Source organism: Streptococcus sp. 3874 (assembly GCF_013276425.1).
In the GTDB taxonomy this organism is placed as follows: Bacteria; Bacillota; Bacilli; order Lactobacillales; family Streptococcaceae; genus Streptococcus; species Streptococcus pseudopneumoniae.
In genome coordinates this window covers 13,154-29,826 of the sequence record NZ_VMLA01000029.1, presented here as the reverse complement: position 1 = coordinate 29,826, position 16,673 = coordinate 13,154, and the positions used below count along the sequence as shown (strand labels likewise).

The window sequence follows — 16,673 nt, the reverse complement described above, 5'->3', positions numbered from 1 at the left end:
GTCAAAGGTTATTTCTTTCATTCTTTTTCTCCTAATACTCTTCAAACCACGTCAGCGTCGCCTTACCGTAGGTATGGTTACTGACTTCGTCAGTTCTATCCACAACCTCAAAACAGTGTTTTGAGCTGACTTCGTCAGTTCTATCCACAACCTCAAAACAGTGTTTTGAGCTGACTTCGTCAGTTCTATCCACAACCTCAAAGCTGTACTTTGAGCAACCTGCGGCCAGCTTCCTAGTTTGCTCTTTGATTTTCATTGACTATAAAATGGTTTTAATTCTTTTTTTCAAATCTGGCACCACTTCTGACTCAAACCAAGGATTTTTGGTCATCCAGATTTGATTTCGTGGTGAGGGGTGAACTAGTGGAAAATAGGTTGGCAGATAGTCTTTATAGTGTTTCACCCTCTCCGTTACCTTCCCACTGATTTTCTCCTGTAAATAGTAGGCTTGGGCATATTGCCCAATCAAGAGGGTTAACTGAATATCAGGCAATTCCTGTAAGAGCTGCGGATGCCATTTTTCTGCAAAACCTGCTCGCGGCGGTAAATCACCTGACTTACCATGCCCTGGAAAGTAGAAATCCATAGGCAAAACAGCAAAATAACCTGAATTATAAAAGGTATCTTCATCCACACCTAGCCAGTCCCGCAAGCGGTCACCACTTTTATCTTTCCAGTAAAGGCTTGCTTCTTGAGTTTTAAGTCCCGGAGCCTGACCGATGATATTGATGCGAGCAGTTTTTGGCGCTGCAAAGAGAGGCTCAATGCCACGCTCTGTATAGCTGGCATTCTGCGAATCCGCCGTGATAGCCTGTTTGATTCTTTCGATTTGAGACATCTACTTTCCCTCCAAAAAGAAGTCCAAGCATAAGATCTCAGACTTCTATCGTTTTATTTGATCAATTCGTAAATAGCTTCGGCATAGATTGCTGCTGCTCGGAAGAGATCGTCCAAGGCGATAAATTCATTGGCTTGGTGCATGGTATCAATTGAGTCTGGGAACATAGCACCGTAGGCAACACCTCGTTCGAGCAAGCGACCAAAGGTTCCACCACCGATAACTTGCTCATGACCTTTAAGGCCAGTTTGTTTTTCATAGACATTCAACAAGGTTTGCACAAGTGGATCTTCCATTGGCACATAGTGAGGCGTGTGACCATGTTCTGACAAACTAACAGAAGCAACTGGCAAGTTTTCAAGGTTTGACTTGATTTGCTCTGGACTTGTTCCTTTTGGATAGCGGATGTTAAGGGCAATGGTATTATCAGCGCTTGTTTCATCGAAGCGGAAGACGCCTGCATTCATAGAAAGGGCACCCATCTTTTCATCCACATGAGCAATCTTGAGATTTTCACCCTCATGGTCGTTCAAGAGAATTTTACCAGCGATGTCAAGGTAGTCTTTGGCTGGACCAGCAAAGTCAAATTGGCTAAGGAAGAGAGCTAGGTAAGTCGCACCATTGACACCTGAAGCAGGCATAGCACCGTGGGCTGATTTACCAATAATCGTCACCTTGTATTGGCCAGCTTCTTCTTGGAGTTCTCCTCTCAGTTTGTATTCTGCAACAAAGGCATCTAGTTTAGCTTGCAAGTCAGCCAAATCGCCTGAAACAACCGCTGTTGCTGATTCTGGTACCATGTTTTCACGCAAACCACCTGTGAAGCTATGAAGACGGGCAGCACCTGTATTTTCACCTGCAAAGTGGAGGTATTCCGTGATATTTCCTTTTTCACCATTGATGATTGGGAATTCTGCATCTGGTGAAAAACCGAAATCTGGTTTTGCTACTCCTACGTGCTCGAAGTAGTAGTCCATATCTGCCCAGCCTGATTCTTCGTCTGTTCCAACGATGAAGCGTACTTTCTTAGAAGTTGGAAGGCCCAATTCTTTGATGATTTTCAAACCATAGTAACAAGCTGTTGTAGGTCCCTTGTCATCAGAAGCCCCACGCGCATAAAGGCGACCGTCTTTGATAGTCGGTGTGTAAGGATCTGTGTCCCAACCGCTACCAGCTGGCACCACGTCCATGTGAGCAAAGATTCCGAGAACTTCTTCTCCATCACCAAACTCAAAATGTCCTGCGTAGTTGTCAACATTTTTAGTTGGGTAGCCATCGCGGTCTGCGATTTCAAGGAATTTTTCCAAAGCTTTGACCGGCCCAGGCCCAAATGGATGCTCAGCATCAACTTTGCTGTCATCACGTTCTGAGTTGATTTCCAAAAGGCTAAACAAGTCAGCCAAGAGGTCTTCTTTGCGTTTTTCTACTTCTGCTGTAAAATCAATTGCTGTCATTTTTTCTTCTTTCTATCTTTTCTCGATGATTTCATCTACTGGCAAGCGGTAGCTTGGTTCCAATTTTTCGTCTGTATAACCCACTGTGATCAAGAGTTCTGGGCGGAAGCGGTTTTCGATTTCCAAAACTTCGTTGACTTTTGATTTGTCAAAACCAAGGATAATGTTGGAACCAATCCCTTGGTCTGTAAGAGCAAGAACCAAGTTCATAGCAACCAAACCTGCATTGAGGGCTAGGTAGTCGCTGACTTGTTGCTCACTGTAACGGGCAAACTCAGCTGGCAGATTTTTCATAAAATATTGAAGTTGCTCTTCAGAAAAGTTATTAGCACCACCAACACGGGCAATCTTACGAGCACGTTTGGCTAAGTCCGTATCTGTAAACAAGGCAATGGTTACAGGCGCTGATGATACCTGCTCAAAGTTTGAACCATAAGCCAACTTTGCCAGTTCAGCATTTTTCTCACGAACAACTACAAATTTCCAAGGCTGGCTGTTGTGGGCGCTTGGCGCCAAGGTTGCAATTTCGATAGCCGTACGCACATCTTTTGGATCAACAGGCTTATCAGTGAAATGCTTGGTCGCATGACGTTTTTTATTTAATTCAAGAAATTTCATAATCGATTTCCTTTTCTAATTCTACTGCTTCCATTCTACCATAATTTGAAAGAGCTTGCAGGGATTTTTCATGATTAAGTTTTTCTATCACAGACATAAAAGATATATATTGGTTTATCAAGAACATTTCTGATAAACTAGCAAGTACTTTACATTTGAATGGAGACAGTATGAAAAAATTTAGCCTATTACTAGCTATCCTACCATTTTTGGTTGCCTGTGGGAATCAAGCTACACCCAAAGAGACTAGCGCTCAAAAGACAATCGTCCTTGCTACAGCTGGCGACGTGCCACCATTTGACTACGAAGATAAAGGCAATCTGACAGGCTTCGATATTGAAGTTCTAAAAGCAGTAGATGAAAAACTCAGCGACTACGAGATTCAATTTCAAAGAACCGCCTGGGAGAGTATCTTCCCAGGACTTGATTCTGGTCACTATCAGGCTGCAGCAAATAACTTGAGTTACACAAAAGAGCGTGCTGAAAAATACCTCTACTCACTTCCGATTTCCAACAATCCCCTCGTCCTCGTCAGCAACAAGAAAAATCCTTTGACTTCTCTTGATCAAATTGCTGGCAAAACAACGCAAGAGGATACCGGAACTTCAAACGCTCAATTCATCAATAACTGGAATCAGAAACACACTGACAATCCTGCTACTATCGATTTTTCTGGTGAAGATATCGGTAAACGAATCCTAGACCTTGCTAACGGTGAATTTGATTTCCTAGTCTTTGACAAGGTATCCGTTCAAAAGATCATCAAGGACCGCGACCTAGATCTCTCAGTTGTTGATTTACCTTCTGTCGATAGCCCCAACAATTATATTGTTTTCTCAAGCGACCAAAAAGAGTTTAAAGAACAATTTGATAAAGCACTCAAAGAACTCTACCAAGACGGAACACTCGAAAAACTCAGCAATACCTATCTAGGTGGTTCTTATCTCCCAGATCAATCTCAGTTACAATAAGATATACTAAAAACGATTGGACCAGCCAATCGTTTTTAGTTTGCATTGGTTATTTTAGGAAACTCTTACAAAAAATCAAAAAAATTCTTCACATCTTCTACATACCCATGCTTTTCTATTAAGCTTGCTAATAATTCCAGATTGTGCCCCTGATAGTTATCGTCACGACGTAGTTCTTCATACATTTCGATAAAGGGAAGCCCCTTGGACTTGGCCAGTTCTAACTCCGCTTCATAGTCATAAGCGACTTTACGAAATAGGATATTTACCAATTCCCCATCTTCAACTTCTATCACGACATACTGGGCACGGTGATTTTTTAACGCCTCCCAATTAAAATAGGGCATGCCAATCGACCCTGGATTGATGATTTGTTGCCCTTGACTGCCATAACGAAGCAACTGCTTGTGAACATGACCATAGACTGCCACGTCCGTTTCCTCATCGAGGAGTTGGTCAAATTTCTCTGTATCATTCTCAACTAGCAAGTCACCACCATAGTTCTTATTTGGCAAATTATGAGAGATAGAAAAGCGCAATCCGTCAATTTCTTTCTTTTCCAGCAAAGGCAAGCTTCGTAGCCAGACAATCGTTGCAGGATCCATTTGCTCCATCAAAAACTGGGTCATGCGCATTGACTGGATTTCTTTCGGATGTTCCAAACCATATTCGCCATCCAAGGCCTCAAGGACACGATCATCCCAATTGCCTCGAACACTGGTTGTGATAGGAAGGTCCTTTAGCAGGGCGACCAAGTCATTTGCGCCTGGACCAGGAAGAAAAATATCTCCCAGAAGCCAGTATTCGCTGACTCCTTGATTTTTAGCATCTGCAATCACTGCTTCTAGCGCCGTCGCATTGCCATGAATATCTGATAAAATTGCGATTTTATGGTTCATGATGGTCTCCTTCTGTTTGGTATTCTACACTTTCTTCCGCCACTTGAGGCAAGACTTCTGCCTCCTGCGGATTCAACTTCCTCTGAACTGCTTCTGCTACTGCTCTTGGTACTCCGACTTCGACAATCTCATCCACACTTGCTTCCTTGATTTTGGTCAGAGACTTGAAGTGCCTCATGAGATTTTGCTTGCGTTTAGATCCCAGACCGTCAATCCCATCCAATTGTGATGAAAAGGAATTTTTAGAGCGCAGTTGGCGGTGGAAAGTGATAGCAAAGCGGTGTACCTCATCTTGAATGCGTTGGAGGAGGAAAAATTCCTGAGAATTGCGAGACAAGTCCACCACTTCCAGCGGATCTCCAAAGAGCAATTCATGGGTTTGGTGCTTATCATTCTTTTGCAGACCTGCAATTGGAATATCCAAACCTAGTTCCTCTTGGATGACTTGCTTGGCGATATTGACTTGCCCTTGTCCCCCATCAATGACAATCAAATCTGGAGGAGTCAAACCTTCTCGTTGTACTCGACCATAACGTCTGCGAATAACCTCACGCATACTGGCATAGTCGTCTGGTCCAACGACAGTCTTGATTTTATACTTACGATAATCTTTTTTACTTGGTTTGCCGTTGACAAAGACCACCATAGCTGAAACAGGACTAGTCCCCATGATGTTGGAATTATCGAAGGACTCGATGCGAACTGGAGTCGGAATTTGGAGCAAACGTCCTAGATTTTCAATAGCTCCTTGGGTCTTTTCGACTGATTTTTCTAGCAGGTTAAATTTCTGCTCCAGACTAACGCGTGCATTTTTTATAGCTAAATTGACCAGCTGCTTTTTCTCTCCACGTTGAGGCTTAAGAATCTTGGAATCCACCAAAGCCTTGACAGCTTCTTGGTCAATATCCTGCGGAATCAGTACCTCATTGGGAACTAGATGAGATTTTTCTTGATAGAATTGTCCTACATAGGTCAAAAAATCCTCATCTGGATCATTGAAGTAGGGGAATAGATTGACATCGCGCTCGATGAGCTTGCCCTGACGAACAAAGAAAACTTGCACACACATCCAGCCCTTATCCACATAGTAGCCAAAGACATCGCGATTTTGGAGATCCTTAGCCATGACCCGTTGCTTGGTTCGAAGCGTTCCAATAGCCTGAATCAGGTCACGGTATTCCGCCGCACGTTCAAACTCCATAGTCTGAGCCGCCGCTGCCATTTTGCCCTTGAGGTTATCAATGATTTTATCATCTTGGCCTTTCAGAAAATCAGAAACCTCCTGAGCCATAGACTTGAAATAGTCCTCATCCTTCTTACAGATGGTGTGGCTCATGCATTGGCCGATATGGTAGTAAAAACAGACCTTAGACGGTGGATTGGTACACTTACGAAAAGGGAAAATCCGATCCAGTAGTCGCTTGATTTCATTGGCCGCCCCCACATCTGGATAGGGACCAAAGTAGAGACCTCCGTCCTTCTTGACCTGACGAGTGATAATCAAGCGTGGATAGCGCTCATTAGTGATTTTGATGAAGGGATAGGACTTGTCATCCTTGAGCATGATATTGTATTTAGGCTTATTTTCCTTAATCAGGTTGATTTCTAGGAGAAGTGCCTCAATATTAGACTCCGTAACGATAAATTCAAAATCTACAATTTCAGACACCAAAGCCTCTGTTTTGGTATCATGACTTCCACGGAAATAGGACCGCACGCGGTTACGCAGATTTTTAGCCTTTCCTACATAGATAATGGTGCCGTTTTTATCCTTGTGAATGTAACAACCAGGGCTGGTCGGCAAGAGCTCTAGTTTTGATTTAATCAAGTTGTTCATAATTCCATTATAGCAAAAAAGTAGGGAAAGATAATCCCCTACTCATTGGTCTCATATAATTTTCGAAGTCTTTCAACATCCTCTTCCTGGATACCATAAAAAGAACCTGCTGGTTGCATGACAGACTTCTCATCTGTATGGTCCAAGCCAATCGCATGACCTAACTCATGTTCTGCCGTATGGACAAGGCGTTCATAGGAATAGCCATAGTATGGATTGGACAAATAATAATGATTCAAGCGCACCGTTACGGACAAGAATTGCCCTGTTAAGAGATTAGTTTGACTTTCCGCCTCTCCTGCCACAGGAGTGCCTCCGTCGTTCATCTCCGTAGCCGTAATATCCGCCTTACTAGACTCAGTCACGAGTTCAAAGTTAAAAGCACCAGTTTGATTCCAGTTCTGGATTGCTTCTAAATAAGCCTCTTGAAAGCGTGAATCCATCTGCGGATCCAGGTAAATACGAGCAGAGGCCTGTGGCCACCTTCCTTCAGAATGCTGGTGACTATCTGTCTGGCTTAACTTAGGCAGTTGCCCTGTTTTCTCCCATTGGTCAATACTTTGTTGACCAATTTTTACTGACCGTTCTGCTTGCTTTAGCGCTCCTTGAAAATCCCCGTTCAGATACCAGAGAAGTCCGAAAGCAAGCACACATAAAAGCACAACTATCCAAACCAGACGCCAAAACAAACGCCACACAAAAGAAAAGAAAGCCCCTATTAAACGAAAAAGCCAGCGCATGTCTCTCCACCTTTCTAGCAAATAAAAATTATTTTACTAAAAGAAGCTAAAAGAAAGCTAAATACTGACTTTTTCATCTTAACGTCCTACTATTTTTTTGAGTAACTGGATAGCTTTGCATTTTAAAGGTGATGGATGGTAACGGAAAGTACCTGCTTTGCGTACAATATAGCCATTAAAATTCTGTTTAAAACGCAAAACACCATCACTTCCATCAAAAATCCCTTGAATGCCTAGGAAGTTGTATTTAGGTATTCCACGTTTTATGCTTTCCAACATAACATATTTTTGAAGCAGTGCAGGGGCATAGAATTTATTAAACTCAGTGTAGGAACCACTAAAGAGATAAGTCGTTTCCTGAGGCATATAAACAAATAAACTCCCGGCTAAAACAATATCTTCTTCTCCATATTTTTCAATCAAGTCTCGCGCTTCTGCTTTTCGAACTTCAAACGTTTCAAATTGACTAGAATATTCTCTCAGTTGATTTTGTTTTTTCTCAGAATGAGGATTTTTACTCAAATCAAGTCGCAACTTGTTCAAGTTTTCTTCTAGTTTACTTTGTTCACCTTGCAATTTGCTCATATAGTCCGAAAAATTTAAGCTTGCTATGAGAAACTCCGCTTGTTCTCCAAAAGTATCATAAAAATGCTCATAATATTCTAAACTTTTATCACTATATTCTCTACGTTCAGAGGTTTCTTTTGTGATATTCTTAAAAATCGATAGTTCTTCACGTTTTAACTTTTTCAACCGAATGCCAAAGGTTTCAGCCTTTTTCACCAAGGGTTTACCCTTTTTGCTAAAACTTTTAAGCAAACTCTTTTCAGTTAATTCAGTTAAATCTTTATAGTATAACCAATCTGGTTCTCCACCTGGGTAACCTCTTGTCAATCCATCAAATTGATAACCTAAATCAGTTAAACCTTGAATGATACTTTTTTTCTCAGCATCTATTGGATTACCTTGGCTATCAAAAGTTTGATAAGTTTCATAAGGTTTTACAAGCAGCTCTAATACGCCATTTTGCTTGGCATATTCTTTTAACTCCGCATAAAAAACTGGAAGAGCATCTTGTTGGGTATAAATCGGCCCCGAATTGATCTCCATATGCAGACCACCCAGCATGGGCAAGCTATAAACCAGAGCTGCAACTTGAATCTCTCCTCCTTGTTTCAAAGCAAGATAAACAATTCGAGCCCCTCTTTTTTCTAACAAGTCCCCCATCTGAACAGATTGCATAAAGGAACGAGAAGAAACCTGATCAGAATAAGTACGAAACTCTTCTTTCGTGAGTGTAGTTAGTGCCATATACTTACTTTCTATGTTTTTTTCTTAATGTTTTACGGAAATCAAGAGCAAGTCTTAACAGAGGATAGAGAGGATGGGTAGGAATTGTAAATTCACCCAAGTATTCTTCGATCGTTGGATTAAAATTAGCTTTAAAACGATAGAGTCCACCATCTAAAGCATTCTCGACGCCTCCTAAATTTTGCCATAAAATGCCACGTTCAAAGGAATATCGAGCTGTCTCATACCAAGTCAAAATAGGAGCTTTATAACGTCTAAAATCTTCATCCATTCCTGCGTATAGATTGACAGAAGTTTGTCCGAATTCTAAAGTCAAGGTAGCCGCTAAGGGAACTCTTGCTTGACCTGCATCCATATATTCCTGCAGGAAAGTCAATTCCTCTAACAAACGTTCTTTTTCCTTCTTCTGCGCTTCTACTTTTGAAGTTCGAGTCGAATCAGTAAAGGTCTCTTCCAAGGCTCTGTTTTTCGCTAACTGTTCTTCTAATTCTTGCGAACGTTTAGAGACATCCAAGGTTGCCAAGGTGATGTAGGCCTTGTCCTTAAAATTATCTAACAACTTTTTATAATAGGCTTCATTCCTCAAATGAATCTCTTTCCGCTTCTCGGTTTTTTTCATCAAAAAGGAAAAAGAGTCCAATAATTCAGTTCCACCAAATTGAATCTCTACCCCCTTATTCCGTGCTGTTCGAATAGCCTGTTTTGTTGACTTGGAAAGTTTATCTTCTTCAAAATTTTCCTTGTATATTTTCGCCTGAATACGAGGTTGAATGGTGTTTCCCATTTCCTCTGTTTTTCCTGACCACCTTACTCCCATTTGTTGCAAACTATCAATAATAGCCAGATTTTCAGGAAATTCTGTTTTTTCCTGATTAATTAAACTTTGAGACAGGCAAATACTTGGGTCAAAAGTCACAAAAATAGCTCTCTTGCTACGAGCATAAGACTTAATGGACTGAATGACAAAACTCAAGAGTTCTGTATCTCCATAATCCAATATAGGTCCTCTTGGGACGTAAAACATTTTATAGCCTAACGGAAGAGTTCTAATCAAAATACTAGCTGTCGCCAGTAATTTTTCTTCCCTGTAAACACCAAACTTCTCATGTTGCCAATCAGACTTCACTGCTTCCCAAGCACTACTTTGTAATACATTGGCTAATTCATGTTCTTTGACAAACTGATCATATTCTAATGCGGGAATGCCAATTTGATAACGGTACATTTCCTACTCTCTTTCCTCCAGTATCTTATTACTATTCTACTACTTTCGTTTGAAAAGTCTAGTGAAAACATATTTTATTTTAGTCCTACTCCCCCTATGCTGAAGTTCAAACTAAGTCAATCTCTCTTCTAATTTGAAATCAATCGGTAGGGTTGCTAAGAACCGTTCCAATTGTTTTTCCCAATAATACCACTCGTGAGTTCCAGCGCTATGGCTATAGGTCACATCAAAACCTAGTTTTTTGAGATTTTTCACTGCGAGATTATTGGCTTCATACAAGAAATCCTGCTCGCCACACCAAGCCCAGAGCTTGGTCTTTTTATCCGATTTTTTAGCCAGACTTTCAAGAGAATAGGGGCTAGCTGTCCAATCTTTAATCTCCCCAAACACACCTCTCCAATAAGCCGGTGTTCCCAAATCTTGGCTTTCAGGAGAAAAATCTTGAAAGCTAAGAGCACCTGAAAAACTAGCTGCATGAGAAAAACAATTTGTAGCAAGAGCCAATTTGAAACAGCCATAGCCTCCCATAGAGAGACCAGCGATAAAGGTCTTTTCACGCTTGCTAGTCATGTTAGGGAAGAAGCGTTTTAAAACCTGTGGTAATTCCTCTGCTAGAGCTGTGTAATAATCAAAACCATATTGGGTATCGGTATACCAACCGTTGCTGGTATTGGGCATAACAACTATGAGATTGGTTCCTCGAAGTAAGCGTTCTACATTGGTTCTCTTGAGCCAACTATTATGATTACCAGACATCCCGTGCAAAAGGTACAAGACTGGAATATCTTCACACTCTGGTTCTTCCACTCGATTGGCATCGGGGTAAAGAACATTCACTCCCCACTCCATATCCAAAACTTGTGAGTAATACTCAATTTTCATTACTGCCATGATTTGCTCCTTCTATTTTCCGATAAGAAAAAGCCAAAACTCGGCTTTCTCTCTGTTTATTTCAAAGATTATTTCGCTTCCATCACCACTGGTAAAATAGCTGGACGACGTTTGGTTTGGTCAAAGAGATACTTGGTAAGATTATCACGAACCTTCCCTTTAAGATCTGCCCAGTCAAAGTCATCTCCTTGAAGATAGTCTTCTACCGTCTGGTTAATCAATTCTGAACTTTCACGGAGAATATCGCGACTCTTCTTGAGATAAACAAATCCACGCGTGTGAACACGAGCCTTAGCTACAATTTTCTTCTCACGTCGGTTAACTGTAATTGCGACGATGAAAATGCCATCCTCTGACAAGACCTTACGGTCACGAAGAACCACATTTCCAACATCACCTATGGCATTCCCGTCAATCAAGACATCCCCTGCCGAAACTGCTCCAGCTGGGACAAAGTCTCCATTCTCATAAGCCATGCTGGTTCCCTTTTTAGGGATGAAAATGCGTTCTGGCAACATACCTACTGCCATAGCAGCCTTAGCATGGGCATCCAACTCGCGGTATTCCCCTTGAATTGGGAAGAGATACTTAGGTTGCAAGAGATTGATCATCAACTGCAAATCACGCGCATTTCCGTGCCCTGATACATGTAAACTTTGGGTAATCAATTTGACAACCCCTCCTGCCTGATAAATCATATTTTCCACACGCGCAACGAAGGCTTCTTTAGCAATAGACGGAGCCGTAGCAATATAGACCAGGTCCCCATCCTTGATTTCTACATAACGATGGCGACCAATCGACATCTTACGAAGTCCATTGATAGGTTCACCCATACGACCTGTCTCAAGAATAATCAACTCATGGTCTTCAAAGCGAGACATATCTTTCGGCTTAATCAAGAGAATTTCGTTGGCTAAAGACAACTTCTTGAGACGAATCGCTGTGCGGACGATATTTTCAATATCAAATCCTGTCAAGACGATACGTCGACCTGTTTTATCCGCAGCGTCAAAAATCTGCTGGATACGAGAAAGGTTACTGGAAACAGCTGCAACGATGATACGACCTTCCCAGTCAGCAATGGTTTGGGTAATTTCATCTCTAACTTCACTTTCACTAGCCACCTGAATATTGCTGTCCGCATTGGCCGAATCACTGAGGAGAGCCAGGACGCCGTCACGACCGATTTCTGCCAAACGAGCGAAGTCTGTCGCATAGGATTCACTAGCTGTCTGGTCAAATTTGAAGTCACCTGTATAAACGATGCTACCTTCAGCTGTCTTCAAGACAATTCCCAGGCTCTCTGGAACGGAGTAAGTCGTAGGGAAGAAGGAAACCACTGTCCCACCAAAATCAATCTCCGTATCTTCATCAATAACATGAAAATCATTAAATTTCTTGACTGCGTCATTTCCTTTGACAAAGAGCTTTGCCAACTCAATGGTCAACTCAGAGCCAAATACAGGTACCTTGGCTTCAGCCAAGAGATAAGGCAGAGCACCAATAGCATCTGCATGTCCGTGAGTTAAAAATACCCCAGCAATTCGATCTTTATTTTCAAAAAGGTAGTCCATCTTTGGAATCACCACATCGACCCCTAATTGTTCATTTTCGGGATATTTTAACCCTGCATTCAAAACAAAAATGGACTCTCCAATTTCAGCAATGTACATATTTTTCCCATTTTCACGTACACCACCAAGTGTTGTTAAACTAATATTACTCATTTTTCCTCCAAAATCTTAGTTTATCTTGATTATAGGGTTGCTTACCCTCTTATTCTAAAAGCACTATTACTGTTAGCCGAATCTTTTCCTACCATTATACCATTTTTTTGATGATTTTCAAAATGAAGATTTGTTTTCAAAAAAGAGCTGGTTGCCCAACTCTTTCCTAACTTCTACTCTTTTTCCATCAAAAAATCATAAATTTCTTGCACGGTACCCAGGGCCATCATTTCTTGGTCTTTGACAGTTTGTTTGAGATTTTGATAAATCTGACTTTCTCCTATCTCTCGCTTTGGCGCTTCTTTATTGACTGTCATGACACCATCTTTGATGGTCACAAAGCCTAGTTCTTCAAATACTTGAATCATCTTGACCAGCAAGATTTGTTGAATATTGAGATAAGTAGCCAAATCCTTGAGCTTATAGCGAATATCAAACTCTGGGAACTGATAGATGATCTTGTACAATTTGGCAAACTGATCTCTAGTCCCATAACCTGTCAGATAATAGGCCTTGTCAATATCATTTTTGAAATAGACAGCAGAGAAATTCTGTTCCTGAAAAATGGTCTTCAGCTGAGTAATATCCTCAGGAACGGTTTTCACGACAACCGCTTCACTAGCCGCCAGATTCGGCAGTTCTCCATCAAAATCCAAGACTGGAACTCCCTCTGGTAAGACTGCATTCTTCCCACGAATGTTAAAAAGTTGAACACCTTCCACACGCGCATCCACCATCATCAACTGCAGGGCAGTTTGGCCATTCCATTGGTTGACAGACAATTTGACTGCCAGCTCTAGATTCTTGGTTTGGGAAAACTCTGTCGCCCATCTACCTTGGCCAAAGGCTACCACTTCAAAACTCTCCTCACCTTTGGAAATTTTCAACTTGAGATGGGCATTACCTGCCCCCATAGTACGGGCACTTTCGACCTGAAAATCCTTGATATAAAAGACAGGTTTCTGATTATCCATTCCAAAAGGTGCCAAGCGCTCAAAGTTCTTGACTGTTTCAAGACTCAAAGCCTCCAAATCCAGCTCTTCATCTAGATTTAACTTGTTCTTGCCACCAGCATCCGCGCCTTTTTCACGGACATAATCTTCCAAAACCTGAGATAAATCTGAGAGTTTCTCAACTTCCAGCGTCATGCCAGCCGCACCAGCATGGCCACCAAAGGCGATGAAGAGGTCTCGATGAGGATCCAGAGCCTCAAAAATATCGACCGCTTCCACACTACGAGCACTACCCTTGGCACGACCGTCTTCTATATTAAGAACAATAACTGTCTGCCCTAGTTCTTCCAACAAACGGCCAGCCACGATTCCTAGAATCCCAGGATTCCAGCCTTCCTTGGCCAAGACCTGAACCTTCTTCTCAGGATCCACCATGGTCTTGGCTTCTTCATAGATAGACTGAACGATTTCCTTGCGCTCTTCGTTTTTCTGGTGAATCATAAGGGCAATCTCATGCGCTTCCTCATCATCAAATCCAGTCAGCAAATCAATGGCAGGATTGGGATCATCCAAGCGGCCCAAGGCATTCAAACGAGGAGCAATCTGGAAACCAACCGTTTCTTCTGTTACTTCGTTGGCGGCAATCCCAGCCATATCCAGCATTTCTTGTAAACCAATGCGCTGAGTATGTCCCAACATTTCCAGACCATACTGAACCAAGATACGGTTCTCATCTGTCAAACTAACCATATCAGCAATGGTACCAATAGCGACCAAATCAAGCAATTCCACTTGTACTTCTTCTAACAGGGCACAAGCCAACTTGAAAGCAACTCCACAACCAGCCAAATATTTGAAAGGATAGTCCGCATCCGGATGTTCAGGATGAACGATGGCATAGGCATCTGGTAGGGTTTCAGGCATGGAATGGTGGTCAGTCACAATGACATCTACTCCCATAGACTGAGCCAATGCAATAGCCTCATGACCAACAACCCCATTGTCCACCGTCACAATCAAGGAAATCCCTTCTTGCTCGATAAAGTATTTATAAACACTAGCATTAGGGCCATAGCCATCGGTAAAACGATTTGGCAGGTAAACTCGGCACTCAGCACCAAGTTGTTCCAAACTTTCCTTCACAATCGAAGCCGAAGTCATGCCATCCGCATCGTAGTCTCCATAAACGAGAATATTTTCCCCTTCTTCAATGGCCTGACGAATCCGTTCCACTGCCTTGTCCATATCATGGAGCAGATAAGGGTCATGCAAATTCTCCAAGGAAGGTTCTAAAAACTTCTTCAGACTTTCTTGGTCCTGAATCCCTCTCTCAAACAATAACCGAGCCACCTCAGGACCCAGTCCAGCCTTCTTGGCTATCTTTGTAAAATCCGCATCTTCTACCTGCGGGGCAAACTGCCATTCATAAGTAGGTGTTATCAAAAAGACATCCACTCTTTCTAAGAATTCTATTGCTTCATTATAACATGATTTAGACGTTTTCTCTATCCAGATTGCTTTTTTATAAAATTTTAGTGAATTTTTTCAGATATGATTTGACAAGACAAATCTTTTGGTGCAAAATCATGTTATAAAATCTAATTCAAAGGAGACTCCTTATGGCTTTAGTAGAATTTGAACACGTCGAAAAATATTACGGAGACTACCACGCACTCCGCGACATCAATCTCCGTTTTGAAAAAGGACAAGTCGTTGTCCTACTCGGACCATCTGGTTCTGGAAAATCCACTCTTATCCGCACCATCAATGGTTTGGAGGCTGTTGACAAGGGAAGTCTTCTAGTCAATGGCCACCAAGTTGCTGGTGCCAGCCAGAAAGATTTGGTGCCTCTTCGTAAGGAAGTCGGCATGGTTTTCCAGCATTTTAACCTCTATCCGCATAAAACAGTGTTAGAAAACGTAACACTCGCACCCATAAAAGTTCTAGGAATTGATAAAAAAGAAGCTGAAAAAACAGCTCAAAAATATCTGGAATTTGTAAATATGTGGGATAAAAAAGATTCTTATCCAGCCATGCTATCTGGTAGACAAAAACAACGAATCGCCATTGCTCGTGGACTCGCTATGCATCCTGAACTCCTTCTCTTTGATGAGCCAACATCTGCTCTTGACCCTGAAACCATCGGCGATGTTCTAGCGGTTATGCAAAAATTGGCCCACGATGGTATGAATATGATTGTCGTTACCCATGAAATGGGCTTTGCCCGTGAAGTTGCTGACCGCATCATTCTCCCTCCTTTGACCAACCAAATTGTCAACCTCATCAAGAACACCTCAACAGTCGCTATCATCTCTGGAGTGGACTTGATGTTTGTGACCAAGTCTTGGTCAGCACTTAACGGAAACTACATTCCAGCCTTTCTAGGCGCTGCCCTTCTCTACTTTTCTCTATGCTTCCCTGTTGCCCAGTTTGGTCGCAAGATGGAACAAGCTAATAAAAAAGCCTATTCACTTTAGGAGGTTACTATGGAATCCATTTTAGAAGTTTTGACCCCAGATAACCTAGTCTTTATCTTTAAAGGATTTGGCTTGACCCTCTACATTTCTCTGATTGCCATCGTCCTCTCTACCCTTATCGGTACGGTGCTAGCTGTCATGAGAAATGGCAAAAATCCTGTCTTGCGCATTATTTCCAGCATTTATATCGAATTTGTGCGCAACGTTCCCAACCTTCTCTGGATCTTTACTATCTTTTTAATTTTCAAGATGAAATCCACTCCAGCAGGAATCACTGCCTTCACACTCTTTACATCAGCGGCTTTAGCTGAGATTATCCGAGGCGGTCTCAATGCCGTAGCCAAGGGGCAGTACGAAGCAGGAATGTCACAAGGCTTCACTTCAGCCCAAATCCTCTACTACATCATTCTCCCACAAGCCATTCGTAAAATGCTGCCAGCCATCATTTCTCAGTTTGTAACCGTGATTAAGGATACCAGTCTCCTCTACTCTGTTATCGCCCTACAAGAACTCTTTGGAGCCAGCCAAATTCTCATGGGCCGTTATTTCGAACCAGAGCAGGTCTTCAGTCTTTATATACTGATTGCCCTCATCTACTTCAGCTTTAACCTAGCCATTTCGAGCCTGTCTCATATGCTAGCAAAACGTTGGCAACAAGCTGCAGAATAATACTCTTCGAAAATCTCTTCAAACCACGTCAACTTCACCTTGCCGTATGTATGGTTACTG

Annotated in this window: 14 protein-coding genes and 1 pseudogene; 3 read left to right on the top strand and 12 right to left on the bottom strand. The window is 42.0% G+C overall.

What is annotated here, in order from left to right; translation table 11 throughout:
- Positions 1–31: 31 nt before the first annotated feature.
- Genes HT703_RS11630 through HT703_RS03550 form a run of 4 tightly spaced genes read right to left on the bottom strand, consistent with a single transcriptional unit; the run spans position 32 to position 2,910 of the window.
- On the bottom strand, positions 32–256 hold the full coding sequence (locus HT703_RS11630) for a hypothetical protein (RefSeq protein ID WP_240150151.1): 225 nt from the start codon (positions 254–256) through the stop codon (positions 32–34).
- A 3-nt stretch (positions 257–259) separates the two neighbouring features.
- Positions 260–838 (bottom strand): uracil-DNA glycosylase family protein, encoded by a 579-nt coding sequence (locus HT703_RS03560; RefSeq protein WP_023936573.1) that lies wholly within the window; start codon positions 836–838, stop codon positions 260–262.
- Between the two features lie 53 nt (positions 839–891).
- Positions 892–2,292: a dipeptidase PepV gene (gene pepV / locus HT703_RS03555; RefSeq protein ID WP_172929928.1), complete on the bottom strand. Its 1,401-nt coding sequence runs from the start codon at positions 2,290–2,292 to the stop codon at positions 892–894.
- Positions 2,293–2,304: 12 nt separating this feature from the next.
- Positions 2,305–2,910 carry a nitroreductase family protein gene (locus HT703_RS03550; protein WP_172929927.1) on the bottom strand — a complete coding sequence of 202 codons (606 nt, stop codon included), beginning with the start codon at positions 2,908–2,910 and terminating at the stop codon, positions 2,305–2,307.
- Positions 2,911–3,080: 170 nt separating this feature from the next.
- Between HT703_RS03550 and HT703_RS03545 the strand changes: the two genes are divergently transcribed.
- A complete protein-coding gene (locus tag HT703_RS03545) occupies positions 3,081–3,881 on the top strand; it encodes an amino acid ABC transporter substrate-binding protein (RefSeq protein ID WP_023940924.1) in 801 nt (266 codons plus the stop codon).
- Between the two features lie 65 nt (positions 3,882–3,946).
- Here HT703_RS03545 and HT703_RS03540 read toward each other — a convergent pair whose 3' ends face one another.
- From HT703_RS03540 to recJ, 8 genes are all read right to left on the bottom strand, one after another.
- Positions 3,947–4,780 carry a metallophosphoesterase family protein gene (locus tag HT703_RS03540; RefSeq protein ID WP_023936581.1) on the bottom strand — a complete coding sequence of 278 codons (834 nt, stop codon included), beginning with the start codon at positions 4,778–4,780 and terminating at the stop codon, positions 3,947–3,949.
- Positions 4,770–6,617, bottom strand: coding sequence for an excinuclease ABC subunit UvrC (gene uvrC, locus HT703_RS03535; protein ID WP_023936583.1), 1,848 nt, complete (start codon positions 6,615–6,617; stop codon positions 4,770–4,772). Before uvrC ends, HT703_RS03540 begins: the two co-directional genes overlap by 11 nt.
- A 38-nt stretch (positions 6,618–6,655) precedes the next feature.
- Complete coding sequence (locus HT703_RS03530) at positions 6,656–7,357, bottom strand: M57 family metalloprotease (protein WP_031222852.1); 702 nt, start codon at positions 7,355–7,357, stop codon at positions 6,656–6,658.
- A gap of 78 nt (positions 7,358–7,435) precedes the next feature.
- Positions 7,436–8,668 (bottom strand): peptidoglycan bridge formation alanyltransferase MurN, encoded by a 1,233-nt coding sequence (gene murN, locus HT703_RS03525; protein WP_023936587.1) that lies wholly within the window; start codon positions 8,666–8,668, stop codon positions 7,436–7,438.
- Between the two features lie 4 nt (positions 8,669–8,672).
- Positions 8,673–9,893 carry an aminoacyltransferase gene (locus HT703_RS03520; RefSeq protein WP_054393055.1) on the bottom strand — a complete coding sequence of 407 codons (1,221 nt, stop codon included), beginning with the start codon at positions 9,891–9,893 and terminating at the stop codon, positions 8,673–8,675.
- 111 nt (positions 9,894–10,004) lie between these two features.
- The gene (locus HT703_RS03515) at positions 10,005–10,784 is read right to left on the bottom strand and encodes an alpha/beta hydrolase family protein (RefSeq protein ID WP_054388501.1); all 780 of its coding nucleotides are present in this window, start codon (positions 10,782–10,784) and stop codon (positions 10,005–10,007) included.
- A gap of 68 nt (positions 10,785–10,852) precedes the next feature.
- The gene (locus tag HT703_RS03510; RefSeq protein WP_000065626.1) at positions 10,853–12,514 is read right to left on the bottom strand and encodes a ribonuclease J; all 1,662 of its coding nucleotides are present in this window, start codon (positions 12,512–12,514) and stop codon (positions 10,853–10,855) included.
- Positions 12,515–12,687: 173 nt separating this feature from the next.
- Positions 12,688–14,910 (bottom strand): single-stranded-DNA-specific exonuclease RecJ, encoded by a 2,223-nt coding sequence (gene recJ / locus HT703_RS03505; RefSeq protein WP_031233637.1) that lies wholly within the window; start codon positions 14,908–14,910, stop codon positions 12,688–12,690.
- 176 nt (positions 14,911–15,086) lie between these two features.
- On the opposite strand from recJ, the pseudogene HT703_RS03500 reads away from it, so the two are divergent.
- Positions 15,087–15,716 (top strand): annotated as a pseudogene (locus tag HT703_RS03500) (amino acid ABC transporter ATP-binding protein); the annotation flags it as partial.
- A gap of 237 nt (positions 15,717–15,953) precedes the next feature.
- The gene (locus HT703_RS03495; protein WP_000443886.1) at positions 15,954–16,613 is read left to right on the top strand and encodes an amino acid ABC transporter permease; all 660 of its coding nucleotides are present in this window, start codon (positions 15,954–15,956) and stop codon (positions 16,611–16,613) included.
- Positions 16,614–16,673 lie beyond the last annotated feature (60 nt).